This is a genomic window from Polaribacter sp. M10 (genome assembly GCF_054968445.1).
This window is the reverse complement of record NZ_JBSSBG010000001.1, coordinates 448,986-466,078: the sequence shown is the minus strand read 5'-3', so window position 1 is coordinate 466,078 and position 17,093 is coordinate 448,986. Positions and strand designations below refer to the sequence as shown.

Sequence of the window (17,093 nt, the reverse complement as noted above, 5' to 3'; positions counted from 1 at the left end):
AACAAATAACATTTAGACAATATAAAATTACGTCTTTCAAAATAAAAATTAATTAATTTTGAAAAATTAATTAAGTAAACTTTTTTTATGAAAAAAAATATTATCCCTTTATTATTTTCGATTGTTTTTATCATCGGATGTAATCAAAGAAAAACAGAACAAACGCAAGCAAAACCAAAACTAGTTGTAGGAATTGTAGTAGACCAAATGCGTTATGACTATTTAACCCGTTTTTATGACAGGTACTCAGAAAATGGTTTTAAAAGACTTTTAAACCAAGGATTCTCTTTAGAGAACGCACATTACAATTTAATACCTACATATACAGCAGTAGGTCATACTTCTATTTATACAGGAACAACGCCAACTAACCATGGAATTATAGGTAATAATTGGTACGACAAGTTTTTAAAAAAATCTATTTATTGTGTAGATGATGCCAATTACAAAACCATTGGCAATGACAGTAATGATGGTAGAAAATCTCCTTACAGAATGCAAACTACTACTGTTACAGATCAATTGAAGCTTGCACAAAACATGAACGGTAAAACCATTGGAATTGCCATAAAAGACAGATCTGCTGTTTTACCTGCAGGCCATACTGCAAATGCAGCTTATTGGTATTATGGTAAAGATAAAGGTAATTTTATTTCGTCTTCTTTCTATATGGATGCATTACCAAAATGGGTTGTAGATTTTAACAATACGAATAAAGCAGAAGAGTATTTAAAAACTCCATGGACCACACTTTATGACATTAATACATATACAAATAGTATTGTTGATGATAATATTTATGAAAAAAAGTTTAATGGCGAAACAACCACAGCTTTTCCTCATGACATACCAAACATTAAAGATAAAAACGGAAATTTAGATATTTTAAAAGGTATACCAGCTGGTAATTCTTTTACAACAGATTTTGCCAAAGCTGCAATTATTGGCGAAAATTTAGGTAAAAGTAATTATACCGACTTTTTAGCTGTTAGTTATTCATCTACAGATTATGTTGGTCATCAATTTGGGCCAGCATCAAAAGAAATTGAAGATACTTATTTACGTTTAGACAAAGATTTGGCAGATTTATTTTCTTTTTTAGATCAACAAATTGGAACAGACAAATACACTGTTTTTCTTACAGCAGATCATGCTGTAGTTAATGTACCTGCCTATTTGCAATCATTAAAAATTCCTGCGCATTATTTAGACACAAAGCAATTTAGAGATGATATTTTATCAATTACTCAAAAGTATTTTAACTCTAAAGAATTGATAGAAAATGTATCTAATTATCAAATCTTTTTAGATAAAAAGAAAATTGAATCTTTAGGTTTAGACAAAAATAAAGTTGCTGATAAAATTGCCGAAGAAATTGTAAGCTTTAAAGGTATTTATAAAGCGGTAACTGCAAAAACTTTACAGACAACACAATTTACTGAAGGTATTATGAATTCTCTACAAAATGGTTATAATCAAAAGTTTTCTGGAGATGTACTGATGGTTCCTTTTCCTGCAACTTTAACTAGTGGTAGAACAGGAACCTCTCATGGTTCTGGTTATTCTTATGACACGCACGTTCCTATTTTATTTTATGGAAATGGAATTAAACAAGGTGTATCTAAAAAGCGTTATCATATTACAGATATTGCACCAACAATTGCCAACTTGCTTAAAATTGAAGCACCAAATTCTGCTTCTGGTAAAATTGTAGATGAAGCTTTAAAATAAAAATACCGTAAAACTTAACTCTTAAACATCAATTAAGTTTATCTAAAATGAGAACTTAATTGATGTTTTTTTATGGCCTTATTTGCCAAAATAATTCCTATAATTAACGATGCTATTGCACCAACAATCATGCCTGGTATAAAGTTGATAAACAGAAAGAAATCATAAGCTCCATGAAATATTGTAGCAATTGCTAAACCTAATAAATTGTACTTTATCTTTTGATTCGAAAATTTTGATTTTCCCATAAAATATCCCATCAAAATACCAAAAGTTGCATGCGCTGGTACAGCTGTAAAAGCCCTTAATAAACCTGTATTAAAACCATATTGATATACGTATAAAACATTTTCTAAAGCTGCAAAACCCATAGAAACCATTACAGCATAAACAATACCATCAAAAGGCTCGTTAAACTCAGCATTTTTTTGAGCATAAAATTTTACAATTATATATTTAGAAAATTCTTCTACTAACGCTACAACAAAAAATGCTTTTACAAATTGTTGTATTAGATTTGTTGGGTCTGTGACAGGAAAAATTGAATTGGCAACTGCGCCTAAAAGTAGCGTTACAAATACACTTACAATTGCCCCTAATAAAAAGTTTTTCAGTAAAAAAAGAATGGGTTCTTTTTCGAATTTATCTTTTATATAGATAAAAACAATTACAATCATTACTGGTGCAATAGCAAGTATTAACAAATTCATTTTATACTATTTTACTGTGCTTTAGGTAAAAAAACTTCAGCCATCATACAACGTGCACTTCCTCCTCCACAAGTTTCTATAGTTTGCAAAGAACTCGATATAATTTTACAATGATTGTTAATTTTAGCTCTTTGGCTGTCAGTTAAGCAATCATTTGCAGCTTGACTCATTACTAAAAAGCGTTCATTGTTTTTACCTCTTACTTGTAACATATTGCCAGCAAAATGAGTTACTTGTTCTTCAGTAATATCTATGACTTGTTTTTTATCTTCTTTTAGGTGTTTTAAAAGATTTTTACGTTCTTTTTTATCATCTATAGAAGCCAAACAAACTACTGCAAAAGTTTCTGCTACACACATCATAACATTGGTATGATAAATGGCTTCTCTTTTATTGTTAACAGTTTGATTTGCTGTAAAAATAATAGGTGTATATTCAAAATCTTCACAAAATTCTATGAATAATTCTTCGTCTGCTCTTGGTGATAAAGCACAATATGCTTTTTTATTTTCTCGATCTAAAATCATACTTCCTGTGCCTTCTAGAAAGATATTATCTTCTTCAGCACTTGTATAGTCAACAATATTATCTATTAAAAAACCCTGATTTTCTAATTCTTCTAGAACATCTTCTCTTCTTTCTAAACGTCTATTTTCTGCAAACATTGGGTAAATGGCAACTGTACCATCTGCATGAAAAGAAATCCAATTGTTTGGAAAAATAGAATCTGGTGTATCAAAATCTTTGGTATCAGAAACTACAACTACATTTACACCATAACTTTTTAACGTATTTACATAATCATCAAACTCTTTTTGTGCTTTTTTATTGATTTCAGAATTCTTTAAATCGAGTTCTTCTTGATAATAATTGTTTACAGCAGTTTGCTCATTCATCCTAAAATTAACAGGACGAACCATTAAAATGGTATTTGTAGTTTGTTGCATATTATGAAATTAAAAAAGTAAAATTAGGCTTTTTTACAATACAAATTCATTGCTTAAAATAAATTTTATTTGTGTGTAAACTTATAAAAAATTAACTTGTACATCATCTTATTTTAACAATCTAATCTGAAAAAAATTGATATGAAAATTTTTAATCTTTTTGTCTTGTTTGTTTGCATTTCTATGAATACTATAATTGCTCAAGAACACTGTTTATCAACAAATCAACTTAAAAAAATTGATTTGGCTTGGGAAAAAGCACAGATGAATTCTAATGTCGATTTTTTTAAAACAACCCTAGCTAAAGATTTTGTTTGGATACATAATAACGCAAAAACGATAGATGATAAACAGGCTGTAATTAATAGAGCAAAAAGGTATTTAAAAAATAAAGTAAAATACTCTTATTCTAGAACTACTGAGGATGTTTCTACAATTGTGTATCATAAAACTGGTGTTGTTACCGGGTTTACTGTAGTACAAAAAACCATAGATGCAAAACCAGTAATTTATCATTTTATGCGAACCTATGCAGAAAAGGATGGAAAATGTATTCTAGTTGCAAACCATACCATGGCTGTTGATAAAACAAAATGGTAAATTAATCTCTAATTAAAGGCATTGTAGAACAACGCAATAAACCTTCTTGTTTGGCTATTTCAGCATAGTGTACTTCTTCTACAATAAAACCTTGTGCTCTTAACCAGGTATTTAATCTTGTAAAATTTTTCTCAGAAATAATTACTTCTTCAGAAATAGAAAACACATTACTATTCATGTTATACATTTCGTCTTTAGTAATTTCAAAAACATTTTCTTTTCCGAAAAAATTTACTAACCAGTTGTATTCTTCTTCTATTAAAAATCCATTTTTATGGATGATGGCTTTGTTTTTTCCTATGGGTTGAAAACAGCAATCTAAATGAAGTGCATTGTCTTTAGCAATTGTATTCGATTTTCTTAATTCAAATGATTTGACAGTTTTATGAGGAAATAATTTTTGAAGTTCTAAAACAGCTGCTTTGTTGGTACGAGCAGTAATAAAATCTGGATAATCATCACCTGTATAAGTACCAACAAATATATAATCATTCCAAGGCATAACATCACCACCTTCTACATGGCATTCTTTTGGTAAAACAATTATATTTTCTGGATTTATTTGCGATATAACGTTTTCGATAGCTTTGTATTCTCTTTCTCTATCTGGTAAAATATTAGCCTCAATAAATTTATCTTCAATTACAAAAGCGATATCTCTAGAAAATATTTGATTGTAATTCTCTATAACTTCTGGTCTAAATACTTTTACATCGTATTTTTCTAAAACGTTGGCAACTTCTTCCATTTCTCTAATCATATCCTCTTCTTTAGGATAAGTACCAGCTATAACATGTTCTATACTTTTAGGATCGTAACAATCTTTAACATTCGGAACACCTCCATTACTTACTGCTGTTCCTAAAACAACTGCTCTTAGTCTAGAAGTTTCGTTATTTACATTTAGTTTTATCATACATCAAATCTATAAAAAAAGCTTCATAATTTACATTATGAAGCTTTTAAATTTTATATAAAATAATACTATTAACTATTATCTATTTTTACACTCTACAAAAGGTCTTTCTGTTTCTCCTGTATAGATTTGACGTGGTCTACCTATTGGTTCTTTTTTAAGACGCATTTCTTTCCATTGTGCAATCCATCCTGGTAAACGTCCTAAGGCAAACATTACCGTAAACATTTCTACAGGAATACCCATAGCTCTGTAAATTATACCTGAATAGAAATCTACGTTTGGATATAATTTTCTTTCTACAAAATAAGGATCGTTTAATGCTTCTTGTTCTAAACTTCTAGCAATGTCTAAAATAGGATCATTTACACCTAAATCATTTAAAACTTCATCTGCAGCAGATTTAATAATTTTTGCTCTTGGATCGAAGTTTTTATATACTCTATGCCCAAAGCCCATTAAACGAAAAGGATCGTTTTTATCTTTGGCTTTTGCCATATATTTTTTAGTATCTCCACCATCTGCTTTAATTGCTTCTAACATTTCTAAAACAGCTTGGTTTGCTCCACCATGTAAAGGACCCCAAAGTGCAGAAATTCCTGCGGATAATGATGCAAATAATCCTGCATGAGAAGAACCTACTATTCTTACTGTGGATGTAGAACAGTTTTGCTCATGATCTGCGTGTAAGATTAATAATTTATCTAATGCATTTTTAATAATTGGATTCAATTTAAAATCCTCATTTGGTTGTTTAAACATCAAATACATGATGTTTTCTACATAACCTAAAGATTTTTTACCATAGTTTAGGTGCATCCCTTTACTCTTACGCATTGTCCAACCTACTAAAACAGGGAATTTACCCATAATTCTAACAATAGCTTTGTACATATCTTCTCTAGATTCTATGTTTACAGAAACTGGATTAAACGCAGTTAATGCACTTGTTAAAGAAGACAAAACCCCCATTGGATGCGCATTCTTTGGAAATGCTTCTAAAATCTTTCTAACATCATCATCTACTAAAGAATGTTCTCTAATGTCTGCATGAAATTTTTCTAATTGTTCTTTGTTTGGTAAATCACCAAAAATTAAAGCATAAGATACTTCTAAGAAATCTGCTTTTTCAGCTAATTCTTCAATTGGGTATCCTCTGTATCTTAAAATACCTTTTTCACCATCTAAAAAAGTAATAGCACTTTCACAAGAACCTGTGTTTTTATAACCTGGATCTATTGTAATAACTCCATTTGTTGCAGCTCTTAATGTTTTAATATTGATGGCTACTTCATTTTCTGTTCCTTTTACTAAAGGAAACTCGTACGTATTATTGGCTATTTGTAATTTAGCAGTATCTGACATTTAGTAATGATTTTTGTTTTTGCGAATATACCAAATTAATAAGGATTTTTAAGAATGAACTTTATAGATTTTTGATATTAACAAATAAGGTTAATCGATTAAGCAGATGTACTAAAAAAACAAAAACCTTACTAAAAAAGTAAGGTTTTTTATCATAAAGAAATAAATCTTCTTAAATTTTAAACGCTTTTTCTTTTGGAAAATAAGCTGTTTCTGCTAATTCTTCTTCAATTCTTAACAATTGATTGTATTTAGCCATTCTATCTGAACGTGAAGCAGAACCTGTTTTTATTTGTCCACAATTTAACGCAACTGCTAAATCTGCAATTGTATTATCTTCAGTTTCTCCTGATCTGTGAGACATTACAGATGTAAAACCTGCATTTTTAGCCATATTTACAGCAGCAATTGTTTCTGTTAAAGAACCTATTTGGTTTACTTTAATTAAGATAGAGTTTGCTATTCCGTTTTCGATTCCTCTAGACAAACGCTCTACATTAGTAACAAATAAATCATCACCAACTAATTGTACTTTATCTCCAATTTTTTCGGTTAAATATTTCCATCCTTCCCAGTCATTTTCATCCATACCATCTTCGATAGAAATAATAGGATATTTGGCTGCTAATTCTGCTAAATAATCTGCTTGTTCTTGGCTAGTTCTAACCATTCCTTTGCTACCTTCAAATTTAGTGTAATCATAAGCTCCATCAACATAAAACTCAGCTGCAGCACAATCTAAAGCAATTTTAACTTCGTCTCCAAAAGAATATCCTGCATTTTCTACAGCTAAAGCAATAGTTTCGATTGCATCTTCTGTACCTTCTAAAGTTGGTGCAAAACCTCCTTCATCACCTACAGCAGTAGATAAATTTCTATCGTGTAAAACTTTCTTTAAATTATGGAAAATTTCAGAACCCATTTTCATAGCTTCTGTAAAAGTTTCTGCTTTTACTGGCATTACCATAAATTCTTGAAAAGCAATTGGAGCATCTGAATGAGAACCACCGTTAATGATGTTCATCATTGGTACTGGTAAAGTATTTGCAGAAACACCACCTACGTATCTGTATAAAGGCATTCCTAATTCGTTTGCAGCAGCCTTTGCAGCAGCTAATGAAACACCTAAAATAGCGTTAGCACCTAATTTAGATTTATTTGGAGTACCATCTAAATCAATCATTAATTGATCTATTGCATTTTGTTCAAAAACAGAAACTCCTAAAAGTTCTTCTGCAATAATGTTATTTACATTATCTACAGCTTTTAAGACTCCTTTACCCATATAATCTTTTCCTCCATCTCTTAATTCTACTGCTTCATGTTCTCCTGTAGATGCTCCAGATGGTACTGCAGCTCTACCTAAAATCCCATTTTCAGTAGTTACATCTACTTCTACAGTTGGGTTACCTCTTGAATCAAAAATTTGACGTGCGTGAACGCTAATAATAATGCTCATTTTTATGATGTTTGTTTAATTAATTAAAACTTTTATTATAGTGCTAATTTACGAAAATGTAACAAGTTAATTATAAAATGATTTTGATTAATTACGAAAACGTTTGCTATTATTAAAATAAAAAACCCACTCAGAAAACTGAGTGGGAAAATTGCTATGAAAAAGAATGTGATTTCTCAACCACGGTTCAAATATAATTCAAATGTTTGTTTTAACAATCATAATATAGATAAATAACTGTTAACAATAGACCATCTGCACAAAAGTTACGACAAAACTTTTTTAGAGGCTTTAATGTTCTCTATAAATTGGTCGAATAAATATTCAGAATCATGTGGTCCAGGACTTGCTTCTGGGTGATATTGCACTGAAAAAGCGTTCTTATCTTTTATACGAATACCTGCAACTGTATGATCGTTTAAATGAACATGTGTAATTTCTACATTCTCATTTTCTTCAGTTTCTTCTCTATTAATAGCAAAACCATGGTTTTGGGATGTAATTTCTCCTTTACCAGTTAATAAATTTTTAACTGGATGATTAATACCTCTATGACCATTGTGCATTTTGTAGGTAGAAATATTTTGTGATAAGGCAATTACTTGATGCCCTAAACAGATACCAAATAATGGTAAGTTTCTTTGGATAATTTCTTTAGCTACTTCTTGCGCTTCTACTAAAGGCTCTGGATCTCCAGGTCCGTTAGAAATAAAATATCCATCAGGATTAAATGCTTCTAAATCTGAAAAGCTAGAATTATAAGGGAATACTTTTATGTAGGCTCCTCTTTTTGCTAAATTTCTTAAAATGTTCTTTTTAATACCAATATCTAAAGCAGATATTTTAAGATCTGCATTTTCATCACCAATAAAATATGGCTCTTTTGTAGATACTTTAGATGCTAATTCTAAACCTTCCATACTTGGTACAGCTGCTAATTGTTCTTTAAGAGCATCAATATTATCAACCTCAGTAGAAATAATTGCATTCATTGCTCCATTATCTCTTATGTAAGATACCAAAGCTCTAGTATCTACATCAGAAATTGCAACTAAGTTATGTTTTGCAAACCAATCTTTTAGATTACCATCAGAATCTACACGTGAATGGGTAAAGCTAAAATTTCTACAAATTAAACCTGCAATTTTAATTCCATCAGATTCTACTTCTTCATTATTTACACCATAGTTACCAATGTGTGCATTTGTTGCCACCATTAGTTGACCAAAATAAGATGGATCTGTAAATATTTCTTGGTAACCTGTCATACCTGTATTAAAACAGATTTCTCCAGTTGAAGTCCCTTCTATTCCAACAGATTTTCCATAGAAAATTGTTCCGTCTGCTAATAATACTAGTGCTTTCTTTCTTTGTTGATATTTCATTCTTGTTAAGATAATTTTTCTGACTTTGCAAAAATAAGAATTATGGTCTTTTTAAAAGTCAAAGAGTTATTAGTTTTTGTTGACAATAAAAAAGGGATAAACATAAATGCCTATCCCTTTTAAAATATTTAAACTAAAAAATTTTCATTTTTTATTCTTCTGATTTTTCTTCAGTTGAAGTTTCTTCTACTTGAGCAGTAGCTTCTGTTTTAGAACCTCCTCTTCTACTTCTACGAGTAGTTTTCTTAGCTTTTTTACCTTTAGGATTGTAAATTTCGTTATAATCAACTAATTCTACCATTGCCATTGGTGCGTTATCACCTTGACGATTTCCTAATTTGATTATACGTACATAACCACCTGGTCTGTCTGCTACTTTTACAGATACTTCTCTAAAAAGTTCAGTAACCGCATATTTATCACGTAGATAAGAGAATACAACACGTCTATTGTGAGTTGTATCTGACTTAGATTTAGTAATTAATGGCTCTACAAAAACTCTTAAAGCTTTTGCTTTAGCAACTGTAGTGTTAATACGTTTGTGTTCTATTAAAGAACAAGCCATATTAGCTAACATCGCTTTTCTGTGCGCTGTTTTTCTACCTAAATGATTGTGTTTTTTTCCGTGTCTCATTGTGACGTTTGTTTTAGGCTTTCATCTTGCATCTACCCTTTTTGAGGAGCAAAATATGAAAGGTTAATCTCTATCTAATTTGTATTTTGTTAAATCCATTCCGAAACTTAAACCTTTAACAATTACTAGTTCTTCTAGTTCTGTTAATGATTTTTTACCAAAGTTTCTAAACTTCATTAAATCGCTTTTGTTAAAAGAAACTAAATCTCCTAATGTATCTACTTCTGCAGCTTTTAAACAATTTAAAGCTCTAACAGATAAATCCATATCGATTAATCTAGTTTTTAATAATTGACGCATATGTAATGATTCTTCATCATATGTTTCTGTTTGTGCAATTTCATCTGCCTCTAAAGTGATACGCTCATCAGAGAATAACATAAAGTGGTGGATTAATATTTTTGCAGCTTCAGTTAATGCGTCTTTTGGATTGATTGATCCATCAGTATCGATATCGAAAACTAATTTTTCATAATCCGTTTTTTGCTCTACACGAAAATTTTCAATTGCATATTTTACATTCTTAATTGGTGTGTAGATAGAATCTGTAAAGATTGTACCAATTGGTGCAGAAGCTTTTTTGTTTTCTTCTGCAGGTACAAATCCTCTACCTTTTTCTATGGTAATTTCTGCATTTAATTTTACAGATTTATCCATGTTACAAATTACTAAATCTGGGTTTAATACTTGAAAACCAGAAATAAATTTCTGTAAATCGCCAGCAGTAAACTGCTCTTGACCAGATACTGAAACAGAAACAGTTTCTCTATCAGTTTCATCTATTTGTTTCTTAAAACGAACTTGTTTTAAGTTTAAGATAATTTCTGTAACATCTTCTACAATTCCAGGAACTGTAGAAAACTCGTGCTCTACACCATCTACTCTTAATGATGTAATTGCAAAACCTTCTAAAGATGATAATAATACTCTTCTTAAAGCATTACCCACAGTTAAACCAAAACCTGGCTCTAATGGTCTGAATTCAAATCTACCTTTAAAATCGGTAGATTCAATCATAATTACTTTATCTGGTTTCTGAAAATTTAAAATTGCCATTGTTTTTCTTCGTTTTAATTGTTAGTTGGTTGCGCGGTTTATAAGTGTGAAGAAATACGAATAAACCCTTTGGCCAAATACCAATATGATTAAATTATTATTTAGAATATAATTCTACTATTAATTGTTCTTTGATGTTTTCTGGAATCTGTAATCTTTCTGGTGCTTTTACAAAAGTTCCAGATTTAGTGTCGTTATTCCAAGTTAACCATTCGTAAACATTGTTATTAGATGCTAATGCATCTTCGATAGCTACTAAAGACTTCGATTTTTCTCTTACAGCAACAACATCACCATCTTTTAAGCTATAAGAAGGTATGTTAACGATTTCTCCGTTAACAGTAATGTGTCTGTGAGAAACTAATTGACGAGCTCCACTTCTAGAATTAGAAATTCCCATTCTGTAAACAACGTTATCTAAACGAGATTCACATAATTGTAAAAGGATTTCACCAGTAATTCCTTGAGATGCTGACGCTTTTTTAAATAAGTTACTGAATTGACGCTCTAAAATACCGTAGGTATATTTAGCTTTTTGCTTCTCCATTAATTGAGTAGCATATTCAGATTTTTTCCCTCTTCTTCTAGCATTACCATGCTGTCCTGGAGGAAAATTTCTTTTTTCGAAGTTTTTGTCTTCGCCAAAAATTGCTTCACCAAATTTACGAGCAATTTTAGTTTTTGGTCCTGTATATCTTGCCATTTTGTTTGTGTTATAAATAGGGATTATGAATTAAGGCTTATCCTTCGCTAATCTGAATCCTATCAAGTTAAAATATAATATTTATTGTAATAAGAAGATGCTGAAACTAGTTCAGCATCTAATTTGAATAAAATTCAAATTATACTCTTCTTCTTTTAGGTGGACGACATCCATTGTGAGGAATAGGAGTTACATCAATAATTTCTGTAACTTCGATACCTGCATTATGAATAGATCTAATTGCAGATTCTCTACCATTACCTGGTCCTTTTACATAAACTTTTACTTTACGTAAACCTGCTTCTTTAGCTACTGCTGCACAATCTTCTGCTGCTAATTGAGCTGCATAAGGAGTATTCTTTTTAGAACCTCTAAAACCCATTTTACCTGCAGATGACCATGAAATTACGTCTCCTCTTTTATTTGTTAAAGATATAATGATGTTATTGAAAGATGCTGTTACGTGCGCTTCTCCAATTGCATCAATAATTACTTTACGTTTTTTTGAACTTGCTTTTGCCATAATAATAAATGTTTAGTTAATCTGTTTAGTAAATTGTTTTTTATAAAAACGGCACACTAAACCATAACTAGGTTAATCAACTAACTTATTTTTTCTTGTTAGCTACTGTTTTTCTCTTACCTTTTCTAGTACGAGAGTTGTTTTTTGTTCTTTGACCTCTTAAAGGTAATCCCATTCTGTGACGGATTCCTCTTTGACATCCAATATCCATCAAACGTTTGATGTTTATTTGAACTTCTGAACGTAATTCACCTTCAATAGTAAAAGTTCCTACTTGCTCTCTAATTGCTGCGATTTGATCATCAGTCCAATCTTGAACTTTAATACTTTCGTCAACTTTTGCGTTTGCTAAAATTTCTTTAGCTCTACTGTTTCCTATACCAAAGATGTAAGTTAAAGCAATAACTCCTCTTTTATTCTTTGGAATATCAATACCTGCTATTCTTGCCATTACCCTTGTCTTTGTTTAAATCTAGGATTTTGTTTATTAATTACATATAATCTACCTTTTCTGCGTACTATTTTGCAGTCGGCACTTCTTTTTTTAACTGATGCTCTAACTTTCATCTGTGTATTTTTTTAGTATCTGTAAGTAATTCTTGCTTTTGTTAAATCGTAAGGACTCATTTCTAATTTTACCTTATCACCTGGTAATAATTTTATATAATGCATACGCATTTTTCCTGAAATGTGAGCCGTTACAATATGTCCGTTTTCTAATTCTACACGAAACATTGCATTAGATAATGCTTCTGTTATTGTTCCATCTTGTTGAATTGCGGGTTGTTTAGCCATTTTACTTATTCGATTTTCTGTTACTATTTCCTGGTTTCATTAAACCATCATAATGACGATTTAATAAATATGAATTTATTTGTTGTAATGTATCAATTGCAACACCAACCATAATGATTAATGATGTACCACCATAAAACATTGCCCAACTCTGTTGTACACCAAACTGAACTACAACAGCTGGCAAAATTGATAATGCTGCCAAAAAGATAGATCCTGGGAATGTAATTCTAGATAATACAGAATCTAATCGATCTGCAGTGTCTTTACCTGGTCTAATTCCTGGTATAAAACCACCACTTCTTTTTAAATCATCTGCCATTTTATTCGTAGGAATAGTAATAGCGGTATAGAAATAACTAAAAATGATAATTAATAAAGCAAAGATAAGGTTGTAACCAAATCCATTTATGTCTTGTAAACTTTCCATAAACGGAAACCTTTGTGCCAAAGCAACTGGTAAAAACATAATTGCTTGTGCAAAAATAATTGGCATAACACCTGCTGCGTTTAATTTAAGAGGAATATAATCTCTTGAACCACCTGCAACATTTTGTATGTTACCTGCAACTGTTCTTCTAGCATATTGTACTGCAATCTTACGAACCGCAGTTACTAATAATACAGATAATAAAATTACTACAAACCATACAATGATTTCTATTAAGATCATCATTATACCTCCTGCACCAGCATTTGTTGTTTTTGCAACAAATTCTTGTAAAAATGCAGCTGGAAAATTAGCGATAATACCAACAGTAATTAATAATGATATACCATTACCAACTCCTTTATCTGTAATACGCTCTCCTAACCACATTGCAAAAATTGTACCTGCTGTAAGGATGATGATTGATGAAACCCAAAAAGTAACGCCAGGCACTAAAAAAGCTTCTGGACCTAAACCGAATTGAGTTTTAATAGCAGTAATATACGTTGGTGCTTGTACCAAAGTAATACCGATTGTTAACCATCTTGTAATTTGTGTAATTTTCTTACGTCCACTTTCTCCATCTTTTTGTAATTTCTGTAAATAAGGAACAGCAATTCCCATTAATTGAACTACAATAGATGCAGAAATATAAGGCATAATACCAAGTGCCATTACAGACGCTCTAGCAAATGCCCCCCCTGTAAATGCATTCAATAATCCTAAAAGACCACCTGAAGTACTATCTTTTAACGCTGCTAATTGTAATGGATCAATTCCTGGTAACGGAACTGAAGCCATAAAACGATAAACAGCAATTAAACCGATAGTTAGAAGAATTTTATTTTTTAATTCTTCAATACTAAAAATCTCTTTTAATTTATTAATTAAATTCATCTTTTTCGGGATGTTATAAAGTTACAGCTTCTCCTCCAGCTGCTTCAATAGCTGCCTTTGCTGATGCTGTATATTTATGTACAGTTATGTTTAATTTAGCTTTTAATTCTCCACCACCTAAAATTTTAACTAGGTCGTTTTTACCTGCTAATCTATTAGCAACTAAAATATCTAAATTTACTGTATCAGTTATCTTTCCACTATCAACTAAAGCTTGTAACTTATCTAAGTTGATTCCTTGATATTCTTTACGGTTAATGTTTGTGAAACCAAATTTTGGCACACGTCTTTGAAGTGGCATTTGCCCACCTTCAAAACCGATTTTTCTAGAATAACCTGAACGAGATTTTGCCCCTTTGTGACCTCTTGTAGAAGTACCTCCATGACCAGAACCTTCACCACGTGCGATTCTTTTCTCTTTTTTAACAGATCCTTCTGCTGGTGTTAAGTTATGTAAACTACTCATTTTAAATATCTTATTTTAATTCCTCTACAGAAACTAAATGTGAAACTTTATTTACCATACCAACAATCGAAGGAGTTGCCTCGTGCTCAACTGTTTGGTTTAATCTACGTAAACCTAATGCCTCTAAAGTTCTTTTTTGATTCTTAAGACGCCCGATTTGACTTTTTACTTGTGTAACTTTAATTTTTGCCATCGTTCTTAGATTTATCCGTTAAATACTTTTTCTAAAGAAACACCTCTTTGTTTCGCAATTGCAGCAGCACTACGTAATTGTAATAAAGCATCGAAAGTTGCTTTTACTGCATTGTGAGGGTTAGAAGATCCTTGAGATTTAGATAATACATCGTGTACACCCACAGACTCTAATACTGCACGAACTGCACCACCAGCAATAACCCCTGTACCAGGAGAAGCTGGTTTGATGAATACTTTTGCACCACCAAATTTACCTTTTTGTTCGTGAGGTAAAGTACCTTCTAAAATTGGTATTCTTACTAAATTTTTCTTAGCATCTTCTACTGCTTTTGCAATAGCCGATGACACATCTTTAGATTTTCCTAATCCGTGACCAACAACTCCATTACCATCACCAACAACAACAATAGCAGAAAAACCGAATGCTCTACCACCTTTTGTTACTTTAGTTACACGTTGTACACCAACTAATCTATCTACAAGCTCTAATCCACTTGGCTTAACTCTTTCTACGTTTTTATAACCTTGCATAATTTCTTAAAATTTTAAACCAGCTTCTCTTGCAGCGTCTGCTAATACTTTAACTCTACCATGGTATAAATAACCATTTCTATCGAAAGCAACTGTTTCTACTCCTGCTTTAATTGCTTTTTCAGCAATTCCTTTACCTACAGCTAATGCTGCTTCTGCTTTTGTAGCTGCTTTTATATCTCTAGATGATACAGAAGCTAATGTAACTCCGTTTATATCATCTACTAACTGAGCGTAAATTTCTTTATTACTTCTATAAACCGATAATCTTGGTTTAGTAGGAGTACCAGAAATAATCTTTCTGATTCTACGCTTAATTCTAGCTCTTCTCTGTAATTTTGATAATGCCATAATGCTATATCTTATGCAGATTTACCTGCTTTTCTTCTTAATACTTCACCAACAAACTTAACACCTTTACCTTTATATGGCTCTGGAGTTCTGAAAGAACGAATCTTTGCAGCTACTTGACCAACTAATTGTTTATCAAAAGAAGTTAATTTAATGATTGGGTTTTTCCCTTTCTCTGATACAGTTTCAACTTTTACTTCTGGAGCTAAGTTTAAAACAATATTATGAGAGAAACCTAAAGCTAAGTCTAATTTTTGACCTTGGTTTGATGCTCTATAACCTACACCTACCAATTCCAATTCTTTCGTCCATCCTTTAGAAACACCTTCAATCATATTAGCGATTAAAGCTCTCATTAAACCATGTTGTGCTTTATGGTCTTTACTTTCTGATGCTCTATCTAAAGTAATAGTTGCATCTTCTATTTTCACTGAAATTCCTTCTGAAATTGTTTGAGATAATTCTCCTAATTTCCCTTTAACAGTGATTACGTTTTCTTTAATGTTTACATCTACACCTTGTGCGATGCTAACTGGGTTTTTTCCAATTCTACTCATCTTTCAAGATTTAATAAACGTAACATAAAACTTCTCCTCCAACATTTTCTTGACGTGCTTTTTTGTTTGTCATTACACCTTTAGATGTAGAAACAATAGCAATACCAAGTCCGTTTAATACTCTTGGCATCTCTGTAGAACCAACGTATTTACGTAAACCAGGTGTACTGATTCGTTGAATTTTTCTAATTACTGACTCTTTTGTGTCTTTGTCATATTTTAAAGCTATCTTGATAGTTCCTTGCACTTTATTGTCATTGAACTGGTAACTTAAAATATACCCTTGATCAAACAAAATCTTAGTCATTGCCTTCTTCAAGTTCGAAGCTGGCACTTCTACTACTCTGTGTCCTGCTGCGATTGCATTTCTTACTCTAGTAAGAAAATCCGCGATTGGATCTGTATACATATTTATTTAAATTGCGATTACGGTTTTCAAATACCTCTATTTATGCTACAGATTTCTCTGTGATAAATGAACCTATAATCAGTTAAAATTCTTTTTACTCAAAAAAATAGAGCGTGCAAAGATACACATTCTATTTTTATAATTGAGGTTTTAATTAGATTTCTACCAACTAGCTTTTTTAACACCTGGTATTAATCCTTGATTTGCCATTTCTCTAAATGTTACACGAGAAATACCAAATTGTCTCATATATCCTTTTGGACGACCTGTTAGTTTACATCTGTTGTGCATTCTAATTGGTGAAGCGTTTTTTGGTAATCTTTGCAATGCTTCATAGTCTCCAGCTTCTTTTAAAGCTTTTCTCTTTTCTGCATATTTTGCAACTGTTTTTGCTCTTTTACGTTCGCGAGCTTTCATTGATTCTTTAGCCATT

23 protein-coding genes are annotated in these 17,093 nt (G+C 31.2%); 2 read left to right on the top strand and 21 right to left on the bottom strand.

Annotation, left to right across the window (positions count from 1 at the left end; all coding sequences use genetic code 11):
* Nucleotides 1-87: 87 nt before the first annotated feature.
* Nucleotides 88-1,731 (top strand): alkaline phosphatase PafA, encoded by a 1,644-nt coding sequence (pafA, locus tag ACWYN7_RS02020; RefSeq protein WP_462858168.1) that lies wholly within the window; start codon nt 88-90, stop codon nt 1,729-1,731.
* A gap of 38 nt (nt 1,732-1,769) precedes the next feature.
* Here the strand turns inward: pafA and ACWYN7_RS02015 are convergent, their stop codons facing one another.
* On the bottom strand, nt 1,770-2,441 hold the full coding sequence (locus ACWYN7_RS02015; RefSeq protein ID WP_462858167.1) for a PrsW family intramembrane metalloprotease: 672 nt from the start codon (nt 2,439-2,441) through the stop codon (nt 1,770-1,772).
* An 11-nt stretch (nt 2,442-2,452) separates the two neighbouring features.
* Entirely contained in the window at nt 2,453-3,388 is a 936-nt protein-coding gene (ctlX, locus tag ACWYN7_RS02010; RefSeq protein WP_462858166.1) for a citrulline utilization hydrolase CtlX, read from the bottom strand.
* 141 nt (nt 3,389-3,529) lie between these two features.
* Here ctlX and ACWYN7_RS02005 point away from each other — a divergent pair, with 141 nt between their 5' ends.
* Nucleotides 3,530-3,988 (top strand): nuclear transport factor 2 family protein, encoded by a 459-nt coding sequence (locus tag ACWYN7_RS02005; protein WP_462858165.1) that lies wholly within the window; start codon nt 3,530-3,532, stop codon nt 3,986-3,988.
* 1 nt (nt 3,989) lies between these two features.
* Here the strand turns inward: ACWYN7_RS02005 and ACWYN7_RS02000 are convergent, their stop codons facing one another.
* The 19 genes from ACWYN7_RS02000 to rpsN all read right to left on the bottom strand — a co-directional run bounded on the left by ACWYN7_RS02000 (nt 3,990) and on the right by rpsN (nt 17,092).
* Entirely contained in the window at nt 3,990-4,904 is a 915-nt protein-coding gene (locus ACWYN7_RS02000) for a dimethylarginine dimethylaminohydrolase family protein (protein ID WP_462858164.1), read from the bottom strand.
* Nucleotides 4,905-4,982: 78 nt separating this feature from the next.
* Nucleotides 4,983-6,269, bottom strand: a complete 1,287-nt coding sequence (locus tag ACWYN7_RS01995) for a citrate synthase (protein ID WP_462858163.1) — start codon at nt 6,267-6,269, stop codon at nt 4,983-4,985.
* A gap of 172 nt (nt 6,270-6,441) precedes the next feature.
* Nucleotides 6,442-7,728, bottom strand: coding sequence for a phosphopyruvate hydratase (gene eno, locus ACWYN7_RS01990; RefSeq protein WP_462858162.1), 1,287 nt, complete (start codon nt 7,726-7,728; stop codon nt 6,442-6,444).
* A 266-nt stretch (nt 7,729-7,994) separates the two neighbouring features.
* Nucleotides 7,995-9,113, bottom strand: a complete 1,119-nt coding sequence (gene carA, locus ACWYN7_RS01985) for a glutamine-hydrolyzing carbamoyl-phosphate synthase small subunit (protein ID WP_462858161.1) — start codon at nt 9,111-9,113, stop codon at nt 7,995-7,997.
* A 151-nt stretch (nt 9,114-9,264) separates the two neighbouring features.
* On the bottom strand, nt 9,265-9,747 hold the full coding sequence (gene rplQ / locus ACWYN7_RS01980; protein WP_462858160.1) for a 50S ribosomal protein L17: 483 nt from the start codon (nt 9,745-9,747) through the stop codon (nt 9,265-9,267).
* 63 nt (nt 9,748-9,810) lie between these two features.
* Nucleotides 9,811-10,803: a DNA-directed RNA polymerase subunit alpha gene (locus ACWYN7_RS01975; RefSeq protein ID WP_462858159.1), complete on the bottom strand. Its 993-nt coding sequence runs from the start codon at nt 10,801-10,803 to the stop codon at nt 9,811-9,813.
* A 97-nt stretch (nt 10,804-10,900) separates the two neighbouring features.
* Nucleotides 10,901-11,506 carry a 30S ribosomal protein S4 gene (gene rpsD / locus ACWYN7_RS01970; RefSeq protein ID WP_462858158.1) on the bottom strand — a complete coding sequence of 202 codons (606 nt, stop codon included), beginning with the start codon at nt 11,504-11,506 and terminating at the stop codon, nt 10,901-10,903.
* A gap of 139 nt (nt 11,507-11,645) precedes the next feature.
* Nucleotides 11,646-12,029 carry a 30S ribosomal protein S11 gene (gene rpsK, locus ACWYN7_RS01965; protein WP_459483773.1) on the bottom strand — a complete coding sequence of 128 codons (384 nt, stop codon included), beginning with the start codon at nt 12,027-12,029 and terminating at the stop codon, nt 11,646-11,648.
* A gap of 85 nt (nt 12,030-12,114) precedes the next feature.
* Complete coding sequence (rpsM, locus tag ACWYN7_RS01960) at nt 12,115-12,480, bottom strand: 30S ribosomal protein S13 (protein ID WP_462858157.1); 366 nt, start codon at nt 12,478-12,480, stop codon at nt 12,115-12,117.
* Nucleotides 12,480-12,596 (bottom strand): type B 50S ribosomal protein L36, encoded by a 117-nt coding sequence (gene ykgO, locus ACWYN7_RS01955; RefSeq protein WP_004568720.1) that lies wholly within the window; start codon nt 12,594-12,596, stop codon nt 12,480-12,482. Before ykgO ends, rpsM begins: the two co-directional genes overlap by 1 nt.
* A 12-nt stretch (nt 12,597-12,608) precedes the next feature.
* Nucleotides 12,609-12,824 carry a translation initiation factor IF-1 gene (infA, locus tag ACWYN7_RS01950; RefSeq protein WP_068206835.1) on the bottom strand — a complete coding sequence of 72 codons (216 nt, stop codon included), beginning with the start codon at nt 12,822-12,824 and terminating at the stop codon, nt 12,609-12,611.
* Nucleotide 12,825: 1 nt separating this feature from the next.
* Nucleotides 12,826-14,151: a preprotein translocase subunit SecY gene (gene secY / locus ACWYN7_RS01945; RefSeq protein ID WP_462858156.1), complete on the bottom strand. Its 1,326-nt coding sequence runs from the start codon at nt 14,149-14,151 to the stop codon at nt 12,826-12,828.
* A gap of 13 nt (nt 14,152-14,164) precedes the next feature.
* On the bottom strand, nt 14,165-14,617 hold the full coding sequence (gene rplO, locus ACWYN7_RS01940) for a 50S ribosomal protein L15 (RefSeq protein ID WP_462858155.1): 453 nt from the start codon (nt 14,615-14,617) through the stop codon (nt 14,165-14,167).
* 10 nt (nt 14,618-14,627) lie between these two features.
* On the bottom strand, nt 14,628-14,810 hold the full coding sequence (rpmD, locus tag ACWYN7_RS01935; RefSeq protein WP_068363336.1) for a 50S ribosomal protein L30: 183 nt from the start codon (nt 14,808-14,810) through the stop codon (nt 14,628-14,630).
* Between the two features lie 11 nt (nt 14,811-14,821).
* Complete coding sequence (gene rpsE, locus ACWYN7_RS01930; RefSeq protein ID WP_076686301.1) at nt 14,822-15,346, bottom strand: 30S ribosomal protein S5; 525 nt, start codon at nt 15,344-15,346, stop codon at nt 14,822-14,824.
* A 3-nt stretch (nt 15,347-15,349) separates the two neighbouring features.
* The gene (rplR, locus tag ACWYN7_RS01925) at nt 15,350-15,694 is read right to left on the bottom strand and encodes a 50S ribosomal protein L18 (RefSeq protein ID WP_462858154.1); all 345 of its coding nucleotides are present in this window, start codon (nt 15,692-15,694) and stop codon (nt 15,350-15,352) included.
* A gap of 11 nt (nt 15,695-15,705) precedes the next feature.
* Nucleotides 15,706-16,251 carry a 50S ribosomal protein L6 gene (rplF, locus tag ACWYN7_RS01920; RefSeq protein WP_462858153.1) on the bottom strand — a complete coding sequence of 182 codons (546 nt, stop codon included), beginning with the start codon at nt 16,249-16,251 and terminating at the stop codon, nt 15,706-15,708.
* 10 nt (nt 16,252-16,261) lie between these two features.
* The gene (gene rpsH, locus ACWYN7_RS01915; RefSeq protein WP_462858152.1) at nt 16,262-16,660 is read right to left on the bottom strand and encodes a 30S ribosomal protein S8; all 399 of its coding nucleotides are present in this window, start codon (nt 16,658-16,660) and stop codon (nt 16,262-16,264) included.
* 162 nt (nt 16,661-16,822) lie between these two features.
* On the bottom strand, nt 16,823-17,092 hold the full coding sequence (rpsN, locus tag ACWYN7_RS01910) for a 30S ribosomal protein S14 (RefSeq protein WP_462858151.1): 270 nt from the start codon (nt 17,090-17,092) through the stop codon (nt 16,823-16,825).
* Nucleotide 17,093 lies beyond the last annotated feature (1 nt).